Annotated in this window: 20 protein-coding genes; 10 read left to right on the forward strand and 10 right to left on the reverse strand. The window is 67.1% G+C overall.

Annotation, left to right across the window (positions count from 1 at the left end; genetic code table 11):
- Positions 1–2 precede the first annotated feature (2 nt).
- The 4 genes from LH390_RS03475 (at position 3) to LH390_RS03490 (ending at position 3729) form a co-directional block, all read left to right on the forward strand.
- Positions 3–326 carry a putative quinol monooxygenase gene (locus LH390_RS03475; RefSeq protein ID WP_227280571.1) on the forward strand — a complete coding sequence of 108 codons (324 nt, stop codon included), beginning with the start codon at positions 3–5 and terminating at the stop codon, positions 324–326.
- Between the two features lie 209 nt (positions 327–535).
- Positions 536–1957, forward strand: a complete 1422-nt coding sequence (locus LH390_RS03480; RefSeq protein ID WP_227280570.1) for an HNH endonuclease signature motif containing protein — start codon at positions 536–538, stop codon at positions 1955–1957.
- Positions 1958–2083: 126 nt separating this feature from the next.
- Entirely contained in the window at positions 2084–2986 is a 903-nt protein-coding gene (ppk2, locus tag LH390_RS03485) for a polyphosphate kinase 2 (RefSeq protein ID WP_227280569.1), read from the forward strand.
- 2 nt (positions 2987–2988) lie between these two features.
- Positions 2989–3729, forward strand: a complete 741-nt coding sequence (locus LH390_RS03490) for a DUF1648 domain-containing protein (RefSeq protein ID WP_227280568.1) — start codon at positions 2989–2991, stop codon at positions 3727–3729.
- On the opposite strand, the gene LH390_RS03495 is transcribed toward LH390_RS03490, so the two are convergent.
- Entirely contained in the window at positions 3698–4960 is a 1263-nt protein-coding gene (locus tag LH390_RS03495; protein WP_227280567.1) for a PTS transporter subunit EIIC, read from the reverse strand. The two genes, LH390_RS03490 and LH390_RS03495, sit on opposite strands and share 32 nt — an antisense overlap.
- Positions 4961–5094: 134 nt before the next feature.
- Between LH390_RS03495 and LH390_RS03500 the strand changes: the two genes are divergently transcribed.
- Complete coding sequence (locus LH390_RS03500; protein ID WP_227280566.1) at positions 5095–5331, forward strand: PTS sugar transporter subunit IIB; 237 nt, start codon at positions 5095–5097, stop codon at positions 5329–5331.
- Positions 5328–5783 carry a PTS sugar transporter subunit IIA gene (locus LH390_RS03505; RefSeq protein WP_227324368.1) on the forward strand — a complete coding sequence of 152 codons (456 nt, stop codon included), beginning with the start codon at positions 5328–5330 and terminating at the stop codon, positions 5781–5783. The genes LH390_RS03500 and LH390_RS03505 overlap by 4 nt, the downstream gene beginning before the upstream one ends.
- Here the strand turns inward: LH390_RS03505 and LH390_RS03510 are convergent.
- Positions 5780–6559: a Cof-type HAD-IIB family hydrolase gene (locus LH390_RS03510; protein ID WP_227280564.1), complete on the reverse strand. Its 780-nt coding sequence runs from the start codon at positions 6557–6559 to the stop codon at positions 5780–5782. The genes LH390_RS03505 and LH390_RS03510 overlap by 4 nt on opposite strands.
- Before the next feature lie 44 nt (positions 6560–6603).
- On the opposite strand from LH390_RS03510, the gene LH390_RS03515 reads away from it, so the two are divergent.
- Positions 6604–7623, forward strand: a complete 1020-nt coding sequence (locus LH390_RS03515) for a 3-hydroxyisobutyryl-CoA hydrolase (RefSeq protein ID WP_227280563.1) — start codon at positions 6604–6606, stop codon at positions 7621–7623.
- On the opposite strand, the gene LH390_RS03520 is transcribed toward LH390_RS03515, so the two are convergent.
- Genes LH390_RS03520 through LH390_RS03530 form a run of 3 tightly spaced genes read right to left on the reverse strand, consistent with a single transcriptional unit; the run spans position 7593 to position 11800 of the window.
- Complete coding sequence (locus tag LH390_RS03520; RefSeq protein WP_227280562.1) at positions 7593–8738, reverse strand: DUF6882 domain-containing protein; 1146 nt, start codon at positions 8736–8738, stop codon at positions 7593–7595. The two genes, LH390_RS03515 and LH390_RS03520, sit on opposite strands and share 31 nt — an antisense overlap.
- Before the next feature lie 40 nt (positions 8739–8778).
- Positions 8779–9366, reverse strand: coding sequence for a TetR/AcrR family transcriptional regulator (locus LH390_RS03525; RefSeq protein ID WP_227280561.1), 588 nt, complete (start codon positions 9364–9366; stop codon positions 8779–8781).
- Positions 9367–9406: 40 nt separating this feature from the next.
- Complete coding sequence (locus LH390_RS03530) at positions 9407–11800, reverse strand: MMPL family transporter (RefSeq protein ID WP_227280560.1); 2394 nt, start codon at positions 11798–11800, stop codon at positions 9407–9409.
- A gap of 402 nt (positions 11801–12202) precedes the next feature.
- On the opposite strand from LH390_RS03530, the gene LH390_RS03535 reads away from it, so the two are divergent.
- The 3 genes from LH390_RS03535 to LH390_RS03545 all read left to right on the forward strand — a co-directional run bounded on the left by LH390_RS03535 (position 12203) and on the right by LH390_RS03545 (position 15125).
- Entirely contained in the window at positions 12203–12865 is a 663-nt protein-coding gene (locus tag LH390_RS03535; RefSeq protein WP_227280559.1) for a hypothetical protein, read from the forward strand.
- A 159-nt stretch (positions 12866–13024) separates the two neighbouring features.
- Positions 13025–14272, forward strand: coding sequence for an NRAMP family divalent metal transporter (locus tag LH390_RS03540; protein ID WP_399524786.1), 1248 nt, complete (start codon positions 13025–13027; stop codon positions 14270–14272).
- A gap of 64 nt (positions 14273–14336) precedes the next feature.
- A complete protein-coding gene (locus LH390_RS03545; protein WP_227280558.1) occupies positions 14337–15125 on the forward strand; it encodes a putative hydro-lyase in 789 nt (262 codons plus the stop codon).
- Here the strand turns inward: LH390_RS03545 and LH390_RS03550 are convergent.
- The 5 genes from LH390_RS03550 to LH390_RS03570 all read right to left on the reverse strand — a co-directional run bounded on the left by LH390_RS03550 (position 15122) and on the right by LH390_RS03570 (position 21696).
- Positions 15122–15745, reverse strand: coding sequence for a GntR family transcriptional regulator (locus LH390_RS03550; protein ID WP_227280557.1), 624 nt, complete (start codon positions 15743–15745; stop codon positions 15122–15124). The two genes, LH390_RS03545 and LH390_RS03550, sit on opposite strands and share 4 nt — an antisense overlap.
- Positions 15745–17511 carry an acetyl/propionyl/methylcrotonyl-CoA carboxylase subunit alpha gene (locus LH390_RS03555; RefSeq protein ID WP_227280556.1) on the reverse strand — a complete coding sequence of 589 codons (1767 nt, stop codon included), beginning with the start codon at positions 17509–17511 and terminating at the stop codon, positions 15745–15747. Before LH390_RS03555 ends, LH390_RS03550 begins: the two co-directional genes overlap by 1 nt.
- A gap of 3 nt (positions 17512–17514) precedes the next feature.
- Positions 17515–19080 (reverse strand): 5-oxoprolinase subunit B/C family protein, encoded by a 1566-nt coding sequence (locus LH390_RS03560; RefSeq protein ID WP_227280555.1) that lies wholly within the window; start codon positions 19078–19080, stop codon positions 17515–17517.
- 3 nt (positions 19081–19083) lie between these two features.
- The gene (locus LH390_RS03565) at positions 19084–19863 is read right to left on the reverse strand and encodes a LamB/YcsF family protein (RefSeq protein ID WP_227280554.1); all 780 of its coding nucleotides are present in this window, start codon (positions 19861–19863) and stop codon (positions 19084–19086) included.
- A 165-nt stretch (positions 19864–20028) separates the two neighbouring features.
- Positions 20029–21696, reverse strand: a complete 1668-nt coding sequence (locus LH390_RS03570; protein WP_227280553.1) for a dihydroxyacetone kinase family protein — start codon at positions 21694–21696, stop codon at positions 20029–20031.
- Between the last annotated feature and the right edge of the window lie 13 nt (positions 21697–21709).

A 21709-nucleotide genomic window follows, 5' to 3' on the forward strand; every position in this document is an offset into this window, starting at 1 on the left:
CCATGATTTTGATCAACGTGAAATTTCGTCCCCTGCCGGAGTTTGTAGAAACGTTCCGCCAGGAAGTGGAGTCCTTCACCGCCGCCACCCGCGCAGAAGAGGGCAATATCTTCTTCGAATGGTTCCGCAATGTCGATGACCCCAACGAGTACTTCTTGCTGGAGTCCTTCCAGGATGACGCGGCCGAAGCGCACGTGGAATCCGAGCATTTCAAGGCCGCGTGTGAGATGTTCCCGCGGATCCTTTCGGAAACCCCGCAGATCATCAACACCACCATTGAGGGCAAGACCGAGTGGGATCGTATGGCGGAGTTTTCGGTGGACTAGTTCGCCGCCCTGCGAACCTGCAGCCCTTGCCCGCACATGCGTTCGATTGCTATGTGTGGGCTAGTGGGCGCCGTCACGGGGGGTTGTTAGGTTGGGGGATTTGGCTTAAAAACGCCTGGTCAAGGTGCAAATTTAGGGGGTGGCGCGCGGGCTGGGTGGTGGTTATAATGGGGTGGCATCGAAGGGGAACACACGATTGAAGGGGGGATATGGTCACCATTGCGGAACACGTCGCGGCGATTGATGCTGCGTTGCGTGGAATCTTCGCCGAGCTGGGCCCAGATCTTCCCGCCGAACATTTCCATCCCCTGATCCCTGTACTCAAGGATCTTGAGCGGGTCTGTCACACCAAGGGGCTGATCGATGCTCTTGTGGCGCACCTCGCGCAGACCACTCACGCCGGGGACACCATTGGCACCGCGCACAGTTCAACCTTCCTGCGGGAGGAATTTGGGCTGTCCGCCCAGGAGGCCCACCGGCGCCTGCGCCGCGGTGCCATGAACTATGCCGCAGTTGCCGGAACAGGGGCGCACGAGCAGGCGCAGCAGCGCGCCGCCGTCGCCGTCGAGCTGGACACCGGCGTGTCCGCCGAGAAGGCTGCGATCATCGAGCGCGAACTGCGCAGCCTGCGGCCAGAAGCGGCTGGCCTGCGCGACGAGCTTCACCACCAAGCAAGCGCGCACGCTGCCGAGCGTTCCCCGGAAGACTTACGCGACTGGGTGCGCCGCGCCGTCACCCGCGCCGGCGGGGCCACCCCGGACCCCTTCGCGGGAATCCGCAAACGCTACCTCGCCGTGGCTGCGCCGGATGCTGACGGCGGCGCACGCATCAGCGGCTACCTGCCGGCCCACGTCCTCGCGCAACTGGAGGTCAGCCTCGCACCGGCACGCCGGCCAGGCCACCTCTTCGACGAGACCCGCAACCCCGAGGAGACAGACGCGCGCACCCTGGGACAGCGCCGGGTAGACGCGCTGGCGGACATCCTCACCCGCTACAACAGCGGGGCACTGCAACGCCGCCAGGGCATCGGCTCAGTGGTCCTGTCACTGACCCCGGACGACCTCGCCGAACCGCACGGCCACCAGTGGTGGACGACACGTCACGCCACCAACACCAACGCGCGGCTGAATTTCGCCGAGTTCCTGGCCCTCGGCGCCGCGCCGCAGGATGTGGCCGTCATCCATGACCCAGACACCGGCCAGCCGCTGCACTGTGGCCGAACCAAGCGGAGCGCCACCCTGCTCCAAAGGCTGAGCCTCTTTGCCACCGAACTCGTGTGCACTCACCCCGGGTGTACCCAGCCGGCAGTCAACTGCGACGTTCACCACATCGAATCCTGGGCTCGCGGCGGGCCAACCGACATAGAAAACCTCACCCTGCTGTGCCGGCGCCACCACAGCGATAACAATGACGCCCGCGCGGCCACCGCAGCCCGCGGATGGGCGGCACGAGACGAAGAAACGGGCCGCGTCGGCTGGCAACCACCCGCGGCCCCCGGCCAGCCCAGACCGCCAATAAAATTCAACGAGACCACGGCTAGCCAACAATCAGGAGGGGCGAGAATACGGGCCACAAAACACCACCGGTCAGAGGGGGATTCACACTCTGATCCGCCACGTCATGCTGCCTAAAAGCAGCGCGGACCGCTGGGGACCGCGCGCGCATGCGCACGACCGCCGGTGCGGCAGCTCGGTGCGGGATGCAGCCTGCCTCCGGACAGCTGCGCAAGGTGAATAAAGCGCGGTACTATCTCAATTATGTCTGACATTCAGTCCGCCGATAGTTCGGTCAGCCTTGGCAAGGACGCTGCCAAGCCCGGCCCCGATCGCCCCCTGGATACGCACGGGAAGCTAGATAAAAAGGCGTATGAGAAGGAACTCAAGCGCCTTCAGGCGGAACTTGTTGACATGCAGCAATGGGTCGTGGAAACGGGGGCGCGCCTGGTCATCATCATGGAAGGCCGCGACGCCGCCGGCAAAGGCTCCGCGATCAAGCGCATCACCCAATACCTCAACCCGCGCACCTGCCGCGTAGAGGCCCTTCCGGCGCCGAACTCGCGGGAGCAGGGGCAATGGTATTTCCAGCGCTATGTGGAGCGTCTGCCCACCGCAGGCGAGATCGTCATCTTTGACCGCTCCTGGTACAACCGCGCCGGGGTGGAACGTGTCATGGGTTTTTGCACCTCCCAGGAGTATCGCCGCTTCCTGCACCAGGCGCCCATCTTTGAGCGCTTGCTCACAGAAGACGGCATCATGCTGCGCAAATACTGGTTTTCGGTCTCTGATGAAGAACAGATCGCCCGCTTTAAATCCCGGCGCAATGACCCGCTGCGCCGCTGGAAACTCTCGCCCATGGACTTGCAATCCATCACCCGGTGGCAGGACTATTCCCGCGCTAAAGATGAAATGTTTGTGCATACCGATATCGCCAGCGCGCCCTGGTTCACGGTAGAAAGCGAAGACAAGAAGCGCTCCCGAATTAACGTCATCTCACACCTTTTGTCCACCATTCCCTACGAGCGCATTGAGCGCGCCCTCCCGCAGATCCCGGATCGCCCCTCCTCCGACAAGAACTATCGACGCCCCCCGCGCGACGAGTTCCGCTACGTCCCCGACGTTGCGGCAAGCCTGGTCAAGCCCAAGAAGAAGAAAAAGCGCTAGCAATGACCCCCAGCGAGTCCCTGGAGTACCGGGATGCGCCGAACCGTGCGGTGGCGCCCCGGTACGGGTTCGTCATAGCTGGACTAGCCATTGTCATCGCGGCCGGGGTGGTGGCGTGGCTGCGTTTTGCAGAGATACCGGACCCCATGCCTACCCACTGGAGCGGAAGCGGTTCTCCTAACCGGTATAGCGATAAGTCGCTGCCCCAATACATCGGGCTTTTTACCGTCGGGCCGCTGGTGACGTGGGTGAGCCAAATCGGCGCCCTCGCGCTGATTCGCTCCCAGTCGCGCAACGTGGTGGGCCCCAGCCAGGCGCGCCGCCGCCGTATTTGGTTGATGCTGGATCGCACCTATGTGGCCACCGGGTGGTTCTTGTTGGCGCTCATCGCGCTGATCTCTGCCAGCTCGGCGGTGGTGGATGCGCAGACCGGCCGGGGGTTGAACTCGCTGTGGTTCCTCGCCGGGTTTGTCGTGGCGCTGGTTGGGTATTTCGCCTACCTGTGGCGCGCTGACGTGCGTATTCGGGCGACGGTTCCCCTGGAGCCTGGGGTGGATCCGGGGCCGCGGCTGCGCTGGGGCTTTTTGTACTTTGAGCCCAGTGATCCGCGGGTGATCATTTCTACTAACAAGGGCACCAGTTCAACGTTGAACCTGGCCCGGTTGGGGGCGTGGCTGGTGTTGGCCGGCCTTATGGCGCCGGCCGTGCTCGTTATTGTGCTGGTTGCGCTGACGGGTCGGTAGGGGCGGGGTCATCGTCGGGGTTGCGCCCGGGGGTCATGAGGTTCAGTTTGGTGATGAGCACCCGGAAGATCACGTAGTAGATGACCGCGAAGATGAGGCCAACGATGATCACCAGCCAGGGTTTGGTGGCAATTCCCCAGTTGAGAACGTAGTCGGTCGCGCCCGCGGAGAAGCCGAACCCCAGCTTGGCGCCCAGGAAGTTCATCACCGCCAACGCCGTTCCGGTGAGGATGGCGTGGATGACGTAGAGCGGCATGGCCACGAACATGAAGGAGAATTCGATCGGTTCGGTGATGCCGGTGAGGAAGGCGGTCAGCGCCAGGGAGATCATGGCGCCGCCGACGATCTTCTTCTGGGCGGGCCGGGCGGTGTGGTAGAAGGCCAGGCAGGCTGCGGGCAGGGCGAACATCATGATGGGGAAGAAGCCGGTCATGAAGCTGCCGGCGGTGGGGTCTCCAGCCAGGAAGCGGGCGATGTCGCCGTGGACGAGTTCGCCGGAGGCGTTAGGGTATTCGCCCAGGACGAACCAGGGGAAGAAGTTGAGCAGGTGGTGCAGGCCGAGCGGGATGAGGGCGCGGTTGCAGATGCCGTAGAAGAATCCACCGATGACGTCATTGTTTTGCACCAGCTCGCCGGCGGCGCGCAGCCCGGCGTTGAAGGCCGGGTAGATCAGCAGCAGGGGGATGGCCACCAGGACTGCGCTGAATCCGACGATCATGGGCACCAGGCGCCGGCCGGAGAAAAAGCCCAGCCAGTCGGGGAGCTTGGTGCGGTGGAAGCGTTGCCATTCTACGGCTGCGATGAGCCCGATGATCACGCCGCCGAAGACGTTGTAGTTGACCACGGCTTGGTCCCCGTTGGCGTCCGTGACGCCTTTGAGCACGATGGGGCTCATGGCTTCGAAGGTGCCGGTGAGCATGAGGTAGCCGACGATGGCGGCCAGTGCGGTGGAGCCGTCGGCCTTCTTGGCAAATCCGATGGCGATGCCCACCGCGAAGAGGATGGGCAGGTTGCTCATGATGGCGTTGCCGGCGCCTCCGAGGAGGTTGGCTAGCCAGGCCAGGACGGTGACGTCTGGCCAGCGGCCCAAAAGGTCTGCTTGCCCGGCTCTGGCCATGAGGGCGGCGACGGGGAGCGTGGCAATGGGCAGCATGAGTGAGCGGCCGAGCCGCTGGAGGACCTTCATGGATCCGCCCTTTTTGGCGGGGGCTTTTTCTCCAGCTCGTGTCATGGCTGGGTGTGTCCTTTCCTTGGAGACCAATATCCTGCGAAACATCCTAGACACAGCCTTAACCCTGTGCGGTGGGGCTTGTGTAGTGTGAACTTTGAACTGCTTGCTTTTAAGTGATCGAAGGGCATGAAGTCATGGCTTCTATTGACATTGACAAAATCGTCGCCGGACTGGGCGGCGTGAACAATATCTCCGAAATTGAGGGATGTATCACTCGACTGCGAACGGTGGTGGAGGATGCGTCTGCGGTAGATGAGGCGACGTTGCGGGCCGGCGGTGCGATGGGGGTTATCGCCGCGGGGGATGCGGTTCAGGTTGTCGTCGGGCCGCAGGCAGAGATGATCGCCGAGGATATTGAGGACATGCTGTGATCATTCATGCCCCGCTGTCTGGAACGGTCACGCCTTTAGCGCAGGTGCCTGACCCGGTTTTTTCTGCCGGTATGGTCGGCGATGGGATGGCGGTCACGCCGCCGGATGATGCTGAGACGCTGCACGTGGTGGCCCCGGTGTCGGGCAGGCTCGTGCAAGTCATGCCGCACGCTTTTGCCATTCTGACGCCCGAGGGGCCCGGCATTTTGGTCCACGTGGGCCTGGATACGGTGGAGCTGGAGGGCCGGGGTTTTGCTACCCACAAGGCCAAGGGCGACCAGGTCGCTGCCGGCGAGGAGGTCATCACCGTCACCGCTGGGGTGGTTCGGGAGGCGGAGCTTTCTTTGGTCTGCCCGGTGGTGGTGATGGATGCGGCAGGCACGGCGATTGCTCGCCGCGCCGACGCGGATGCCGCTATTGATTCCGGGGAGTTGCTCTTCGAGCTGAGCTAGTCGGCGAAGAGTTCGCGCAGGACCTGCATGACGCCGCCTTCGGTGTGGGGCGGCGCGATGTGGTCGGCGATTTCTTTCAGGGCGGGGTGGGCGTTGGCCATGGCGTAGGAGGTGCCGGCGGCGGTGAGGAGTTCGTAGTCGTTGAGGTAGTCGCCGAAGGCGAGGGTCTGGTCGAGCGTTATTCCGGTGTGGCGTGCGAGTTCGGTCAGCGCGGTGCCTTTGTTGGCGGCGGGGTTCATCACGTCGATCCAGCGGGCGCTGGAGATGACAACGTGCTGGCCGGCGGCGGCGTCGGCAAGCGTGGCGGCGAGCTGGTCGGTGGCGCCGTTGCGGCAGTTGACGGCGAGTTTGACTACCTCGTCGCGCTCAGCAACTTCGTGGAGGTCTGCCACCTGCTCGATGGAGTGGTAGTAGCTGAGTTCTTCGACGGGAGGGGTCTCTGTGTAGGCGCGCAGTGGGTGGCAGACCACCACGTTCATGGTGGTGCCGCGCACGGCATCAATGACGCTGTGGACGGCGTCCATGGGCATGGGGGTGGTGGAGACGATGTCTCCGTGGGCGACCACAACGGCCCCGTTTTCGGCGATGAAGTCGAGTTCGCCGGACAGTGGTTCGAACATTTCGGTCAGCGTGGCCAGCTGGCGCCCGGAGGAGGGGGTGAAGGCGATCCCGGCGGCGCGCAGGCGTGGGTAGAACTCCCAGAAGTCGGCGGGGATGTGCCCCTGGCCGTCCAGGAAGGTGCCGTCCATGTCCGCGGCTATTAATCGGTAGTCCACTGGGGTCCTTTCGGGGTGGGGCAGGTTGTGGGAGACTGGGCGCCATGACGCAAGAGGTTCTGACAGATGTTACTAATACTACCGGGGTGATCACGCTCAACCGGCCGCGCGCCCTCAACAGCCTTAATCCGGCGATGGTGCGCGCCATCGCTGAGGCGATCGCGCAGTGGCGGGATGATCCGCGGGTGGAGCAGGTCATCATCGAGTCCAGCTCGCCGAAGGCGTTCTGCGCTGGCGGGGATGTGCGGTTTGCCCGCGAGGAGATCCTGGCCGGCCGGCAGCGCGAGGTTGATGAGTTTTTCGCGCTGGAGTACCAGATGAATAAGGACTTGGCCGCGTTTCCTCGGCCGCTGATCGCGCTGGTCGGCGGCGTAGTGATGGGCGGCGGCCTGGGGGTCTCGGCGCACGGCTCGCACCTGGTGGTCACCGATGCCGCGTTTGCGTCGATGCCGGAGATGGCCATTGGCTTTAACACGGATGTGGGGATGAGCCACGTGTTTCAGACCCTGCGCGACAGCCCGGCGCTGGGTCGTTTCCTGGCGCTGACCGGCTGGCGCCTCAACCCCGCGGAGATGATGTGGGCGGGCCTGGCCACAAACTATGTCGGCGACCGCAACCTTGGCCAGCTCCGCGACCGCCTCATCGATGCGGGCCCGCAGGCGCTTATCGACGCCGCCGCCACCCCCGATCCCGCCACCAATCGGCTTGCGGGTCTCGCCGCGGACATCGAGGCCGTCTTCGCCGCGGACACCTACACCGAGATCCTGTCGCGCCTAGAGTCTTTCCCGCAGCTGGCCCGTGTGGTAGGCGAGCTGACCGCGAAGGCCAACCCGACCTCACTGGTGGCCACCGCGGCCTTGTGCGCGGTGACGGTCACGCAGGACCTGCCCGCGGCGATTGATACGGAGGCCCGGCTGGGCGAGGCGCTGCGCCGGGAGCCCAACTTCGCCGAGGGCGTGCGCGCGGTGCTGGTGGACAAGACCCAGGACGCGCAGTTTAGCCCCGCCACCGTTGAGCAGGTGGATGCGGGCGCCTACCAGGAGATTCTGCGCGCCTGCTCGTAGGCGTGCCAGGCGCGGGTGGGATCCGCGCCGGCCGGCAGCTCCGCGGCGAGGGTGGCCTCGGCGGCCGCCGTGGTGGGCTGCGGGAGGCGCAACTGCGGGGCGGACAGCGCCACAATGGCGGTGACCTCTGGCGACAGGGGCAGCGCCGCATGCGTCCACACCCCCAGCACCGGCTTGATGGTGGCGGGCAGGTCCCAGCGCTGCGCCAGCTCCAAGGGCAGCTGCGGCCGGGCGAGTACGACGATGCCTGTGTCGTAGCCGCAGCGGCGCAGCCCGGCGCTGGCCTGGCGGGCCGCCGGGGGCAGGGACTCATCAGCCCAGCCCCATGTCCAGGTCTGCCGAGTGATGGTGGCCACCACCGTCGCGCTGGCGCGAATGCCGCCCAGCCGCGCCTGGTTTGTGCCCAGGTCCAGGCTGGGCCGCACCCCGGGGAAGACCCCTTCGTAGAACAGCTGGTGCTCGGCGGAGAGGTAGGCGGCGTCGGCAGCCATGTCGGCGAGCCGGACGGTGGGGTAGGGGGTTTCGGTGAGCACCTGCTCTGGGGTGCCCGAAGCATCCAGGGTGACCGTGATGCGTGGGGTGGTGTGCACCACCACGGCGTCGGGCTGCTCGGTGACCTCAAAGCCGCGCAGCGCGGCGTAGCCCAAGACGGTGCGTACCTGCGGGTACTGGGCAAGCCCGGCGATGAGCGCCTGCCTGGGGTAGGCCCCGCGCCGCAGGAAGTCCCCGGTGATGGCCACGAGCATCGCCGAGCCGTCGCGGCGGGGGGAGAGCACCACGGGGGCTCCCGCCATGATGGTGCCGGCGGCGGCGATGAGGGCGTCGGAAAGCGGTTGCGGGGTGTGCAGCTCAGGCAGGGGGCTGGCATTGATGCGTGCGGTGCGCCACGTCAGGGTGCCCTCGGCGATCTCTGCGAGGCGTACCCCAGTTGCGGGGGCATCGTTGATCCGCAGGTCCACCGGGGCGTCGAGCGCGGGATCCGCCGCGCTCGGTCCGGTGGCAGCAAAGGAAGTGACTGCCCCGAAGCGGCGCTCGAGGTCCGCTCTGCCCTCCGCACTGGCGGCGGCGCCGTCGATGAGGAGCTCGGACAACGTTGAAGGGGCATTAAGCGGCACGACGCGGCCTCGTTTCTTGTGCTGCGGGGATCAGATGTACCTAAAGGCTACGGATAACCGCAAAGGCGCGGCGCACCCGGGCCACCGCATCGGTCGGCCCGGTGGGGGAAGCCTGATCAAAGTAGGACTCCATCGCCCGGTGCGCGGCCCCCGCCCCCACCGTCAGCACCACCGACACGTCGAAGGCATCCATGCCGGGAGTGTTGTGCGCGATGCGTTCGAAGAGCGGACCGAACTGTTTTTTGAGGGTGCGCTGCGCGCGGATCGGCTCTAGGGAGTTGAGCACCTCCCCGAGGCGGTAGAGCGTGGCAAAGGAATCCAGTGTCTCCGAGCCGCCCTCCTCGATGCTGCTGACCATGAGCCGCTCAAGCGAATCGAGCAGGCTCTCTCCGGGGGTGGGGGACTCCAGCTGGAGGGCAAGGTAGCGCAGCCGGCTGACCACAAAATGCAGCAGCGCGTCCTCGCGGGAGGTGAAGTAGTTGTGGAAGGTGCGGGTAGATACCCCGGCGAGCCGGGCGACGGAGGACACCGTGGCCGCGTCGACCCCGTCGCGCAGGGTGACCAGGGCCGCGGCATCGGCAATGGCGTTTCGGGTGGCGGCCTTCTTTTGCTCCCTGAGCCCAGACATCGTCCTAGCGCCATTGCCTTTCTGCACGTCGTGCTGCTTGTTACTGCTGGTTTGGCTGGTCGTGCTCGCCCTGCGTCGTGGTTGGGGCGGCGGCCGCGGAGTCGGTCAGCGCCTCACCCTCCACATCCACGCGCGGCAGGATCTTGCCTAACCAGTGTGGCAACCACCAGGCGTGCTTGTCCAACAGGAACATCGTCGCCGGGATGATGGTCATGCGCACCACAAAGGCATCCAGGAACACGGCGGCGGCCAGGGCAAAGCCCATCGTCTTAATAAAGGCCATATCCTGCAGCGCAAACGCGGCGAATACGGAGATCATGATCAGGGCGGCGGCGGTGACCACGCGCGAGCCGTGCTTGAAGCCGTTGGCCGTCGCGTTGCCGGCGGTCTTGCCGTGGTGGAAGCCCTCCCGCATCCGGGTGACCAGGAACACCTCGTAGTCCATGGCCAGGCCAAAGACCAGGCCGATGAGCATGATGGGCAGGAAGCTCAACAGCGGCTGCGGGTCGGAGATGATGCCCAACCAGCCTTCCTGGAAGATGGCCACGGTCAGCCCGAAGGTCGCCAGGACGGACAGCCCAAAGCCGGCGGCGGCGATCAAGGGTACCCAGATGGAGCGGAAGACAACCATGAGCACCAGGAATGCCAGGGCGATGACGATCGCCAGGTAGGGCACCAGGACGTCTGCCAAGCGCGCGGACATATCCACAAAGATGGGGGTCACGCCGGTGATGCCGTAGTGGGCGCCATCGTGCTGGCTGGAGAAATCCGCCTCGGCGTCGCGCAGCCGGGCCAGCGTGTCCTGGGTGGCCTCATCCGTCGCCCCGTCATGCGGGGTGATCATGACCTGGGCGGCGCTGTGATCCTCACTGATGCCCACGATCTGGGCGTTGTCTACCCCTTCCGTGCTGGCGAAGGTGGACACGGCCTCGGCGAAGACGGGCATGCGGGATTGCTCCGAAACCTGATCTGCCTCCACCAGGGCGATCATGGGGGCGTTGCGCCCGGGGCCAAAGGACTCCGAGATCTGGTCATAGGCGGCACGCTGTGGGGTGCCAGGGGCCTCCATGCCGTCGGTGGGCATGGCCAGCCGCATGGAGCCGACCGGGATGGCGCACAGGCCCAGCAGGGCAACGCCGGCGACCAAAAACGCCCAGGGCCGTGCCCTGATCAGGCGCACCCAGCGCAACCCCATGGTGGGGGTGGCGTTTTCGGGATCGGGGACCTTGGGCCCCGGCACGGTGCCGGCAAAGACCTTGGTGCCCAACAGGCCGAGCAGTGCGGGCAGGAAGGACAGGGCAACCATGACGGCCAGCGCGACGGTCACGGCCGCGGCCCCGGCCATCCAGGTCAGGAACGGAATGTTGATGATGGACAGCGCCGCCAGCGCGATAAGAACGGTCAGGCCGGCGAAGACCACGGAGGATCCGGCGGTGCCGGCAGCGCGGCCCATGGCGTGTGCGCGCTGCTCGACGCTGAGTTCCTTGATCTTGCGTTTGACGTCCGCGGGCGGGTCATTGTGCGCCCCGGCAAGCGTGATCAGCTCGCTGCGGAAGCGCGAGAGGATAAACAGGGCGTAGTCGATGCCCACGGCCAGCCCGATCATGGAGGCCAGCGTGGGGGTCATCTCATTGACGTCGCTGCTGACGATGGTGGCCAGCTGGACGCCCAGCACGCCCAACGCCACGCCAATGATCGCGGAGAACAGCGGCATGCCGGCGGCGACGAAGGAACCGAAGGTCACCAGCAGCACGATGGCCGCCACCGCCAGGCCGAGGAGCTCGGAGCTTAAGTTAAGGCCTTCGCCGCGGCCGCTAAACGCGTTGCCGTTGTAGGAAACATTGAGGTCGGAGGAGTTGTTCGCCTCGTCGAGGATGTCCGTGACGCGGGTGCGGGCATCGTGATCGATGTCCATGGACGTCTCCGCGTTGAACGCGATGGTGAGCGTGCCGGTGGTGTGATCGGGGCTCAGCGGGCTCAGCGCGGCGATATCCGCGTCGATTTTTTCTTCCGGGGTGCCTTGGGCGCCAAGCTGCTGGTGGAGCTTCTGGCTCATCCCCTGGGCGGCCAGGACTGGGTTAACTAGAGGTGCCTGGGGATCTTCGACGAGGGCTCCGGTGGCCGTGAGCTTGTCAATGGTGGCGTCTACCTGAGCCATGACGGCAGGATCATCGAGCTTCTTGCCATCCGCCCCGGAGAAGACCACGGTGCCGCTGGGGGCTTGGAGAGCGTCGCCGGCTTCGGGGAAGTGGGCGAGCATCTTCTCTTGGGTCTCCATGGCCGGCAGGCCAGGGATGGAAAAGGACGTTGCGGGCTGCTTGGCAAAGGCGCCGGCGAGCCCGCCGACGGCGATGAGGATGATCAGCCAGGTGGCTAGGAACGGCCACTTGTTGCGGTAGGCGGTGCTACCGAGCTTGTAGAGGAAGCGTGACACGAGTGGGTGAGCTTTCTGTTGAGACTGTGTGGTCTGCCGGGGCTGGCGCGCAGCTGGTTGTGCCGCGTCCCCGACGATACGGGTGCACAGTGTACGCAAGTTTGCAGCCCACGTGCAAAACCGCCGGTGGGGATGGGTCCGGGCCTGCGGAAGAGGCCGTCCCCAGGCGGCCGCACACCTCGGCCACGGCCCGCGCCCCTCACAACCACCGTCCCCATGCGGCGGCAGGGACGGCAGGGGCAGCGGAGGCGGCAGCAGACCCGGCAGCAACACGCACGGCAGCAGCCCCCGGCACCAGGGGCACCCCCGGCACCTGACCCCGTGATGGCACAATAAGAACCGCCCACCCGTGCCGCGGGCCCTACCTGTCTCCGGCACACCTTCCCACAAGAAAGCGCCTTCATGCTCCACGCGGCGTCCTTCGCCCTGCTCGACTCCGTTAACGTGCTGCTTATTGGCGTGCTCGTCGCCTTAGGTATTGCGCTGCCGGCCCGCGGCGCTTACGCCAAGGTTGCGGCGCTGCTGGTGGCGGGTGATTGGTTTGGGGTGTTGTCGCTGGCGCTGTTTTCGCTTTTTGTTTTTGGCGGCCTTGAGCAGCTGGTTCAGCGCTTTATGGATTCGCCTGCTTTCGGCGGCTTGCTCATTGCGGTGGGGGTGGTTTCTGTGTTGGCTACGCTGCGTGCGCAGGCGGAGTCTACCTCGGCGTTGGTGCGGCGGCTTATCCGTCCGCTGCGGCGTCCGGGGCCGAAGGTTCCGGTGGTGGGTTTTGTGCTCGGGGTGGTTCAGTCGGTGACGTCGGTCCCGTTTTTTGGGGGTATTGCGTATGTTAGCGTGAGTGGTTTTCCGGTGTGGGCAAGTTACGTGTCCATGATCGCGTACGCCAGTGTGGCGCTTAGTCTTCCTGCGTTGGCTGCGGTGGCGGTGGGGTGGGTGCGCCGCTATCCGTATTCCCCGGTGGGCAGGCTGTTTTCGTGGGCGCGGGACAACAGGGAGATGGCTATCGACGTCGCCGGTTACGGCGTCGGCGTGGCGCTTGTGGTGATGGGGGTTGCGGCGCTGCTCTAGCGGGTGGGGGTGGCACCCACCCCCGGATTGTTGAACAAAGTGCTTTACAGATGCCCGGGCTCACCCTAGAATGTCCAAAAACCCGTGGAAAGGATGACCCAGATCACAACTTTCCATGGAAACAACTGACGTCTACATGGTCGACAAGGGAGGCCCCCGGTGAGCCAGAAGAGCCATCACCTGACCGAGCGCGAGGAATCCAAGGCCCAAGCTCGTGCCCGCGCCAGCGCCGGACGCACCGCGGTCCTCGGCGCCATGTTCCTCATGGCTACCTCTGCCATCGGTCCCGGATTCCTCACGCAAACAAGCGTGTTCACAGTCAAGATGGGCGCGGCACTCGCGTTTGCCATTGTGGTGTCCATCATCGTGGACGTGGCCATCCAGATGAATGTGTGGCGCGTGCTGGCCGTGTCTGGCCTGCGCGCCCAGGAGCTGGGCAACACGGTGGTCACGGGCCTGGGCTGGGTGCTCTCAGCCTTCGTCTTCATCGGCGGGCTGGTCTTTAACATCGGCAACATCGCGGGCACTGGGTTGGGGCTTAACGCTATGGTGGGCCTGGACCCGAAGATCGGTGGGGCTATCTCCGCGGGCATTGCCATCTTGGTGTTCCTGTCCAAGCGCGCCGGGCTGGCATTGGACCGCATCGTCGTCGGGCTCGGTGCCCTGATGATCCTCATGATGCTCTACGTGGCCATCGCCTCGGCGCCGCCGGTAGGCGAGGCGCTGCGTAACACCGTGGCCCCGGAGAAGGTGGACTTTTTGGTCATCACCACCCTGATCGGCGGCACGGTCGGCGGCTACATCACCTTCGCGGGTGCGCACCGGATGATTGATAGTCACATCACGGGCCCGGAGAACATTCACCAGATCACCCGCGGGTCGGTGCTGGGCATCATTGTCACCGGTGTGATGCGCATCCTGCTGTTCCTGGCGGTGCTGGGCGTGGTGGCCACGGGGGTGGCGCTGTCGCAGGATCACACCGCGGCGGACGCCTTCCACCATGCCGCCGGCGAGGTGGGCCTGCGCCTGTTTGGTGTGGTGCTGTGGGCGGCGGGCCTGACCTCTGTCATTGGGGCGTCGTATACGTCGGTGAGTTTTGTGACTACCCAGGCGACGGCGCCGCGGACCCGCAACGTGGTCACCATCGTGTTCATCGCGGTGTGCGCGGTGGCGTTCCTGGTGCTCAACACCGCGCCGCAGGCCTTGCTCATCTTCGCCGGCGCGTTCAACGGGCTGATCCTGCCCATTGGCTTTGCAGTGGTGTTGTGGGTGGCGTGGCGGCGCACTGATCTGTTGCACGGCTACCGGTATCCGCGGTGGCTGCTGGTGCTCGGGGTGGCTATCTGGGCGCTGACCATTTACTTGGGGTGGAACTCCCTGTCCGGCATCGCCGCGCTGTGGCACTAGCTGGCACTAGCTAGTACTAGCTAGCACTAGGCCGCATGAGGCGGCACAAGAAAGGAACACCGTCATGGATTACGCACAGCTCAGCCCCGCCCAGGCGCGTCAGTTGGCGCGCGAGGGGCTGGTGGCCCCGACGGCCGGGTGGTGCCGCGGCTTTACCCAGGTCAATCTGGCGTGCGTGCCGCGCGAGCTGGCTTTTGATTTCTTGTTGTTCGCCCAGCGCAACCCCAAGTCCTGCCCGGTCATTGGGGTCATTGAGCCCGGCCAGATTACTGATCTCCCCCTGCTGGGCCCCGAGGGTGACGTGCGCCGAGATTGCCCTGCCTACCGGGTGTTCCGCAACGGCGAGTTGGTGGATCAGGTGCCGGATGCGCGGGATTTCTGGCGCGCGGACTTAGTCTCCTTCCTCATCGGGTGTTCTTTTACCTTTGAGACCGCCCTGCTGGAAGCCGGGGTCCCGGTGGCCCATATTGAGCAGGGGCGCAACGTGCCGATGTATCGCACCAACCGGCAGTGCCGCCCGGCGGGGGCGTTTTCGGGCCCGCTGGTGGTGTCCATGCGCCCCATTCCGGCGAGCCAGGTGGCCGATGCGGTGCGTATCAGCGCGCGCTACCCGTCGGTCCACGGCGCCCCGGTGCATGTGGGCGACCCGGCGGCCCTGGGGATTGCGGACTTGCAGCGGCCGGATTTTGGGGATGCGGTGGACATTGCATCCGGGTCGGTGCCGGTGTTTTGGGCCTGTGGCGTTACCCCGCAGGCCGCCATCATGGAGTCGCGCCCGGATCTGGCCATCACCCACGCCCCCGGGCACATGCTGATCACGGACGCGCGCGATAGCGCCTACCAGGTGCCTTAAGCGTCCAACAGCTTTTCGACGTCCCCGCTGGTCACCGCGAGCGCTCGGTGCAGCCGCTCAGCAGCTTGATCGCGCTGCCCGGCGGCAAGCAGCGCGGCAACGTCTTCATTATCGGCCACGAAACGCACGTGGAAGTCCGGCTCGACGGCGCTGGCCTTAAGGAAGGCGAGCCGCATGCGGGCGAGCAGGCGGTCCATTGTTTCGTTGAGGATCGTCGATTCGGCCCCGGCGACGATCGCCCGGTGGAAGTTCTGGTTGTGGGCTGCCACGGCGTCGATACGCAGGTCCGCGGCGGCGCGCCGGGCGGCGGCCGTGATGGACAGGAGCCTGTCTGGCTGGGGGTTGTGTCCCCAGCGCAGCGCTGCGGGCTCGATGAGCATGCGGGCCTGGTAGAGGTCGCGTACGGATTCCGCGGTGGGCACCGCCACGGCCACGCCGCGGTGCGGCAGGCGCTCCAGCAGGCCTTCTGCCTCCAGCATGGCAAAGGCTTCGCGCAGCGTGTTGCGGGAGATTCCCAGGTCGGCGGCGCAGGCCGCCTCGGTCAGCCGGGTTCCGGGGCGGAAGAGCCCGCGGGAAAGTGAGCGGCGCAGTTCCCGGGCGGCCTGCTGGGCGGCGTGCATTAGTCTTCGATGCGCGCCAGGGCGGCGCCTTGTTCGATGGCCTGGCCGGCCTGGGCGAGCAGGTGGATGGTCCCGCTGGCCGGGGCGGTGACGGCGGATTCCATTTTCATCGCCTCGACGGTGGCTACCTTGTCGCCTTCGCTGACCTGGTCGCCGTCGGCGACGTGGAAGTCCACGATGCTGCCGGTATACGGGCTGGTCACGGCGGTTCCGGGGCCATCGGGGGAGCCGGCAGCGGATCCGGCGGACCCACTGGAAGGCTCGCCTGCGGGGCTGGGGCCCGCACCGCCGATAAGCCCTGCGGGCAGCGCCACGGAGTGCAGCCGGCCGTCGATCTCTATGGCTACGCGGACGCGCTCCTGGTAGGCGGCTTCGATTCCCCCGGCGGCCTGCGGGTAGCGCGGGGTGTATTCCTTATCCACCCAGTCGGTGTAAATGCCGAGTTCGTTGCCGACGAGCGCCGGGTGGGTGACGATGTCCCGGTGGAAGGGCAGCACGGTGCGTACCCCTTCGATGCGAAACTCCGCCAGGGCGTGCTCAGCGCGGCGCAACGCGGCGGCGCGGTTGGGCCCCCACACGATGAGCTTGGCCAAAAGCGAGTCGTAGAAGCCGGGCACCTGGCTGCCGGAGCGCACCGCGGCGTCGACGCGGATGCCCGGCCCGCAGGGGGCCTCAAAGGTGGTCACGGTGCCGGGGCAGGGCACAAAGCCGTTGGCGGCGTCTTCGGCGTTGATGCGGAACTCAAAGGCGTGTCCGTGCGCTTGCGGCTCGGGCGGGCAGGACAACTCCAGGCCCGCGGCGATGCGGAACTGTTCGGCCACAATGTCTACCCCGGTCACGGCCTCGGTGATGGGGTGTTCTACCTGCACGCGGGTGTTGACTTCCAGGAAGGAGACGGTGCCGTCCTGGGAGACGATGTACTCGACGGTTCCGGCGCCGACGTAGCCTGCTGCCGCGCAGATGTCGCGCGCGCCGTCGATGATCGCCCGGCGCTGCTCCTCCCGCAGGAAGGGGGCCGGGGCCTCCTCGACGAGCTTTTGAAAGCGCCGCTGGGTTGAGCAGTCGCGGGTGCCCACCACGGAAATGTTGCCGTGCGTATCGGCCAGCACCTGGGCCTCCACGTGGCGGGGCTGGGTGAGGAATTTTTCTACAAAGCACTCGCCCCGGCCGAAGGCCTCACGGGCCTCCCGCCCGGCGGATTCGAAGGCGGACTCGATGTCGGCGGCGTTGTCTACTACTTTCAGCCCGCGCCCGCCGCCGCCGAAGGCGGCCTTGATGGCAATGGGCAGCCCGTGCTCCTCGGCGAAGTCTCGGGCTTGCTCCCAGGAGTCCAGCGGGTCCGGGGTGCCGGGGGCCAGCGGCGCCCCGGCCTCCTGCGCGATGCGTCGGGCGGCAACCTTGTCACCGAGCTTGTCTATGGTCTCCGGGTCCGGGCCGATCCAGGTCAGCCCGGCGGCTATGACCTCGCGGGCGAAGTCAGAGTTTTCGGAGAGGAACCCGTAGCCGGGGTGGACGCAGTCGGCTCCGGCGCGCAGGGCGACGTCGATAAGCGCAGGAATGTTGAGGTAGGTGTCCTTCGGTGAGTTTCCAGGCAGCGCCCAGGCCTCGTCGGCGATGTGGGCGTGTGGGGCATCCGCATCGGCCTCGGAGTAGACCGCGATGGAACGAATGCCCAGGTCGCGGGCCACTCGCGCCACCCGCACGGCGATCTCACCGCGGTTGGCAATCAGCACCGCGGACAGGGGAAAAGAGTCAGTCTGGGTCATGGTTTACTCCTCGATCGGGGCGGGCAGGGGGACAAAGCGGACCGTATCGCCGGGGGCGAGCTGGCCGGCGGCGTCCACGTCCGCGGCCACGACTGTGGCGATGACGGGGTAGCCGCCGGTGACGGGGTGGTCGCGCAGGAACACCACCGGCTGGCCATTGGGGGGAACCTGGATGGAGCCGGCAACCATGCCTTCGCTGGGCAGCTCGGCGGTGGCGTAGGCGTCCTCGCGGGCGAGCGCACAACCGGACAGCCGCAGGCCCACCCGGTTAGACGTGGGGGTGACCGTCCACTCCTGCTCACTCAGGGCGTTTGCGGCCTCCTGGAACCACTGCGCGCGCGGGCCCGGAATGACCCGCAGGGACACCGCGCCGTCGGGGTCGGCCTTGCGCAGCGGGTTGACGCCAGGCAACCCGACGCTGCCGCGCACCTGGGCGGCACCGCGCAGCACAGCACCGGCCTCGAGCGGGTCCGGGCCCAGCCCGGAGAGCACATCCGTTGCCGCACTGCCCAGCTCCGTGGGGGCGCTCAACCCGCCGCGTACCGCCAGGTAGGAGCGCAGGCCGCGGCGCGCAGGTCCTACGGTCAGCTCGCTTCCGGCGGGCACCAGGATGGGGGTTGCTGGGGGCACGGGCAGCCGGTCGCGGGTGATTGGCGCGTCGGCCCCAGCCACCGCCACCACGGCGTCGACCAGGGCGCGCAGCGTCATCCCTCCGATGTTTTCCAGCACCACCGCGCCAGGGGCGTTGCCCACCGCCGCATTGGCCGCGCGTGCCGACGCCCCATCTGCCGCACCGCTGCCCGTCACCCCCAGACTGGCCTGCCCGCCGCGCCCGGCGTCCTGGTAGAGGGTCTGCATGCCCACGGATTCGACGGTGAGCAGGGCGCGGGAGGGGCTAGCAGGTGGCTGGGCCGGGGGTGGCGGAGCCAGCTCGATGGCCTCGCGCACGGCCCGGTAGCGCACCGGGGTGTTGGGGCCCACCAGCGCGGGCGGGGTAGCCGTGGCATCCCACAGCGGGGTGGGGGAGTGTCCGATGAGCTGCCAGCCGCCCGGTGAGGTGCGCGGGTAGACGGCGGAAAAGTTATCGGCCAGGCCTACCGCCCCTGCGGGCACGGCGGTGCGGGGGCTGTCCAGGCGCTTAACCGAGCGAGCGTCGGCGGGGTCGGCGGGCACGCAATAGGTAAACCCGGGGGCAAACCCGCCGAAGGCGCCCACCCATTCGGTGCTGGTGTGCCAGGCGATCAGCGCCTCTTCCGACGTTTCCTGGGCGGCGGCGAGGGCGGACAGATCAGCGCCGTCATAGACCACCTCGATGGTGACGGGTTCGGCGTGGTCGGCCGCGTGGGTGGCCGGCTGGAAGTCCGCGAGCGTGCGCGCCGCGGCGGCCACAGCCGCGGGGCTGTCCAGGATGACCAGCAAGGTAGACGCGGCGGCGATGGCCTCGCGCTGCCCGGGCAGCGGGTGGGCGTTCAACTCGGCGTGCCAGGCCATGACTTCTGCCAGGTCGGGAAGATCGACGAGCAGCCCGTGGTCGCCGACGGGGTGAATGGTCCGGGGGGAGAGGGACATGGGCTAAGAATCCTGTCCGGCGAATGCGCGAATAGCAATGCCCTCTTTTTCTAAGGCGGCGACAATGCCGCGGGCCATCTCCACCGCGCCGGGGGAGTCGCCGTGGACGCAGACGGACTGTGCGCCCACGTCTACCCGGGTGCCGTCGGTGGCGGTGACGGTCCCGGTGGTGGCCACCTGGATGACGCGGTCGACCACCTCCTGTGTGGTGGCCAGCACGGCGCCGGGCAAGCGCCGGGAGACAAGGGTGCCGTCGGGGTTGTAGCCGCGGTCGGCGAAGGCCTCGCGGACAACCGGCAGGCCCTTGGCAGTGGCGGCGTCGATGGCCACGGAGCCGGGAAGCAGCAGCACGGGCAGGTCGCGGCCGAAGGCAGCCACGCCGTCGATGACCGCCTGGGCCTGAGCCTCGTGGTGGACGATGGCGTTGTAGAGCGCGCCGTGGGGCTTGACATACGCCACCGCGGTGCCGTGGGCCCGGGCGAGCGCGTCGAGGGCGCCGATTTGGTAGAGCACCTCGTCGGCGAGCTCCGCGGGGGCGTAGTCCATGAAGCGTCGGCCGAACCCGGGGGCGTCGCGGTAGCCCACGTGCGCGCCCACGGTGACGCCGCGGGCGGCTGCGGCCGCGACGGTGCGGGCGATGTCGTGGGGGTCGCCGGCATGGAAGCCGCAGGCCACGTTGGCGCTGCTGACTAGTTCGAGCATGGCGGCGTCATCGGCCACCGGGTTGCCGGCGGTGGTTTCTCCCAGGTCCGCGTTGAGGTCAATGCTCAGGTGCGTGCTCATGGAAGGGGCCGCCTTTCTTGAAACAGTGGGCTGGGTCCACCCCATCCAGGGGATTGTTGAACAATCCGGGGTGGTTTGGGTGGAAGTCTAGCTATTTTTGTTCCACCCCGTCGCCGTTTTTACCCCCGCGGTGTCCGTTTTCTCCCCCGCAGCCTCCCCCGCGGGCTACCCCGCGGCCTCCGCCGGAACGTCGAGCAGCCAGGACACCAGCAGCGCCCCGGGATCCACCACCCCCACGGCGCGCTCCTGAAGATAGGAGGCCCGCCCCTTGGCCGGGCGCATGGTCGCGGTGGCCTGGGCGCCTGCGGTGGCGGCCTGCCCGGCTGCGGCGAGCACCGCCGCGAAGTCAGCCTGTGGATTCTCAGCCAGCGCCTCCTCGGCGGCATCCGCAGCCGGGGCCAGCGCATCAATGACCGTGCGCTGCCCCGGGCGCGCCCCGCCGAGCTCGGTGATGGCCTCTTGTGCGCGGCGCAGCCCGCGGGCCAGGCCTTCAGCGGGACAGTCCGCGTCCGCCAGGGCGCGGCTCAGCTGCTCGCACAGGGTTCCCAGCACGGCTCCGGAGGTTCCCCCGGCACGCACAAAAAGTCGTTGGGCCAGGCCCTTGAGCACGTCGGTGGGCTGTCCGCGCAGCGGGAGCTCCAGGCCGCCGAAGGCGGCGGTCATGTTGGTGCCAAAGTCCCCGTCGCCGGCGCGCCGGTCCAGCTCGGTCAGCTCATCGGCGCCGCCTTGGATGCGCTCGATGGCGGCGCTCAGCCAGGGCTGGGGCTCGCCGGTGCTGGGCAGGGGGTCGCTGATGCGCATGCGCGCAGGGCTGGCCTGCGGGTCGCTCACCATCTGGGGCCAGGCGGGGGCGGCGGTGGGGGCGTCGAGAAGCTCAAGGATCTCCTCGTCGACGGGGGCGAGGGTCAGCGAGACCCCGTGCATGTTCACCGAGGTGACAAAGCTGCCCACCAGACCGCGGCGCACGCGGATGCCGCGCTGGTCCAGCTCGCGCAGGGCGTCGGCGAAGAACACCCCGAGTTCGAGTTGCGTGGTCGATCCCAGGCCGTTGATCACCACCGCGACCTGCGCACCAGCCTCCAGGCCGGCCGCCTGGGTGACGCGCTCGACGAGCGTGGCAGCGATCTCGGCAGCCGTGGACGTGGCCACGGTGTCGGTGCCCGGCTCGCCGTGGATGCCCACGCCCATTTCCATCTGGCCGGCCGGCAGGTCAAAGGTGGCGCGCCCCGTGGTGGGCACGTGTCCGGGGGCAAGTGCTACCGCCATGGAGCGGGCGGTGGTGGCCACGCGCTGAGCAAGGTCAACTACGCGCTCTAGCGAGTCCCCGCGTGCGGCGGCGGCCCCGGCGACCTTTTCCACCAGGATCGTCGCGGCGGTCCCGCGTCGCCCGGGTCCGTCCTCGCCGTCGCGCAGTTCGGTGGCGACGTCATCGTCCACAAGCACCACCGCGGTATCAACATCCGCGCAGGTCGTGCGTGCGGTGGAGAAGTTCATCACGTCGCCGGTGTAGTTCTTGACAATGTGCACCACACCGCGGCCCTGGTCGCACGCCCGCGTCGCCGCGGCAATCTGCACGGCGTTGGGCGAGGTAAACAGCAGCCCCGGCACCGCGGCGTCGAGCATCCCAGGCCCCACAAATCCGGCGTGCAGCGGCTCGTGTCCGGACCCGCCACCGGAGAGCACGCGCACCTGAGCCGGGGCGTCCGAAAGGGCGGCGCTGAGCACAAAGCCTCCGTCGTCCCAGCGTGCGTGCGGGTGGGCGGCAAGCAGCCCGCCCAAACCCTCGGGCAGGAAATCATCAGGATCATTGCGTAAAGCGGCACCGTGAGTCATGGCCGCGAGACTA

This window comes from Corynebacterium uberis, from assembly GCF_020616335.1.
GTDB lineage: Bacteria > Actinomycetota > Actinomycetes > Mycobacteriales > Mycobacteriaceae > Corynebacterium > Corynebacterium uberis.

Bases quoted from the DNA above. Each gene is read 5' to 3' on its own strand.
- LH390_RS03570 (WP_227280553.1), bottom strand. From the start codon at position 21,696: ATGACTCACGGTGCCGCTTTACGCAATGATCCTGATGATTTCCTGCCC.
- LH390_RS03490 (WP_227280568.1), top strand. From the start codon at position 2,989: ATGACCCCCAGCGAGTCCCTGGAGTACCGGGATGCGCCGAACCGTGCG.
- LH390_RS03480 (WP_227280570.1), top strand. From the start codon at position 536: ATGGTCACCATTGCGGAACACGTCGCGGCGATTGATGCTGCGTTGCGT.
- LH390_RS03475 (WP_227280571.1), top strand. From the start codon at position 3: ATGATTTTGATCAACGTGAAATTTCGTCCCCTGCCGGAGTTTGTAGAA.
- LH390_RS03555 (WP_227280556.1), bottom strand. From the start codon at position 17,511: ATGACCCAGACTGACTCTTTTCCCCTGTCCGCGGTGCTGATTGCCAAC.
- LH390_RS03495 (WP_227280567.1), bottom strand. From the start codon at position 4,960: ATGACACGAGCTGGAGAAAAAGCCCCCGCCAAAAAGGGCGGATCCATG.
- LH390_RS03535 (WP_227280559.1), top strand. From the start codon at position 12,203: ATGCTCCACGCGGCGTCCTTCGCCCTGCTCGACTCCGTTAACGTGCTG.
- LH390_RS03565 (WP_227280554.1), bottom strand. From the start codon at position 19,863: ATGAGCACGCACCTGAGCATTGACCTCAACGCGGACCTGGGAGAAACC.
- LH390_RS03500 (WP_227280566.1), top strand. From the start codon at position 5,095: ATGGCTTCTATTGACATTGACAAAATCGTCGCCGGACTGGGCGGCGTG.
- LH390_RS03525 (WP_227280561.1), bottom strand. From the start codon at position 9,366: ATGTCTGGGCTCAGGGAGCAAAAGAAGGCCGCCACCCGAAACGCCATT.
- ppk2 (WP_227280569.1), top strand. From the start codon at position 2,084: ATGTCTGACATTCAGTCCGCCGATAGTTCGGTCAGCCTTGGCAAGGAC.
- LH390_RS03545 (WP_227280558.1), top strand. From the start codon at position 14,337: ATGGATTACGCACAGCTCAGCCCCGCCCAGGCGCGTCAGTTGGCGCGC.
- LH390_RS03515 (WP_227280563.1), top strand. From the start codon at position 6,604: ATGACGCAAGAGGTTCTGACAGATGTTACTAATACTACCGGGGTGATC.
- LH390_RS03560 (WP_227280555.1), bottom strand. From the start codon at position 19,080: ATGTCCCTCTCCCCCCGGACCATTCACCCCGTCGGCGACCACGGGCTG.
- LH390_RS03550 (WP_227280557.1), bottom strand. From the start codon at position 15,745: ATGCACGCCGCCCAGCAGGCCGCCCGGGAACTGCGCCGCTCACTTTCC.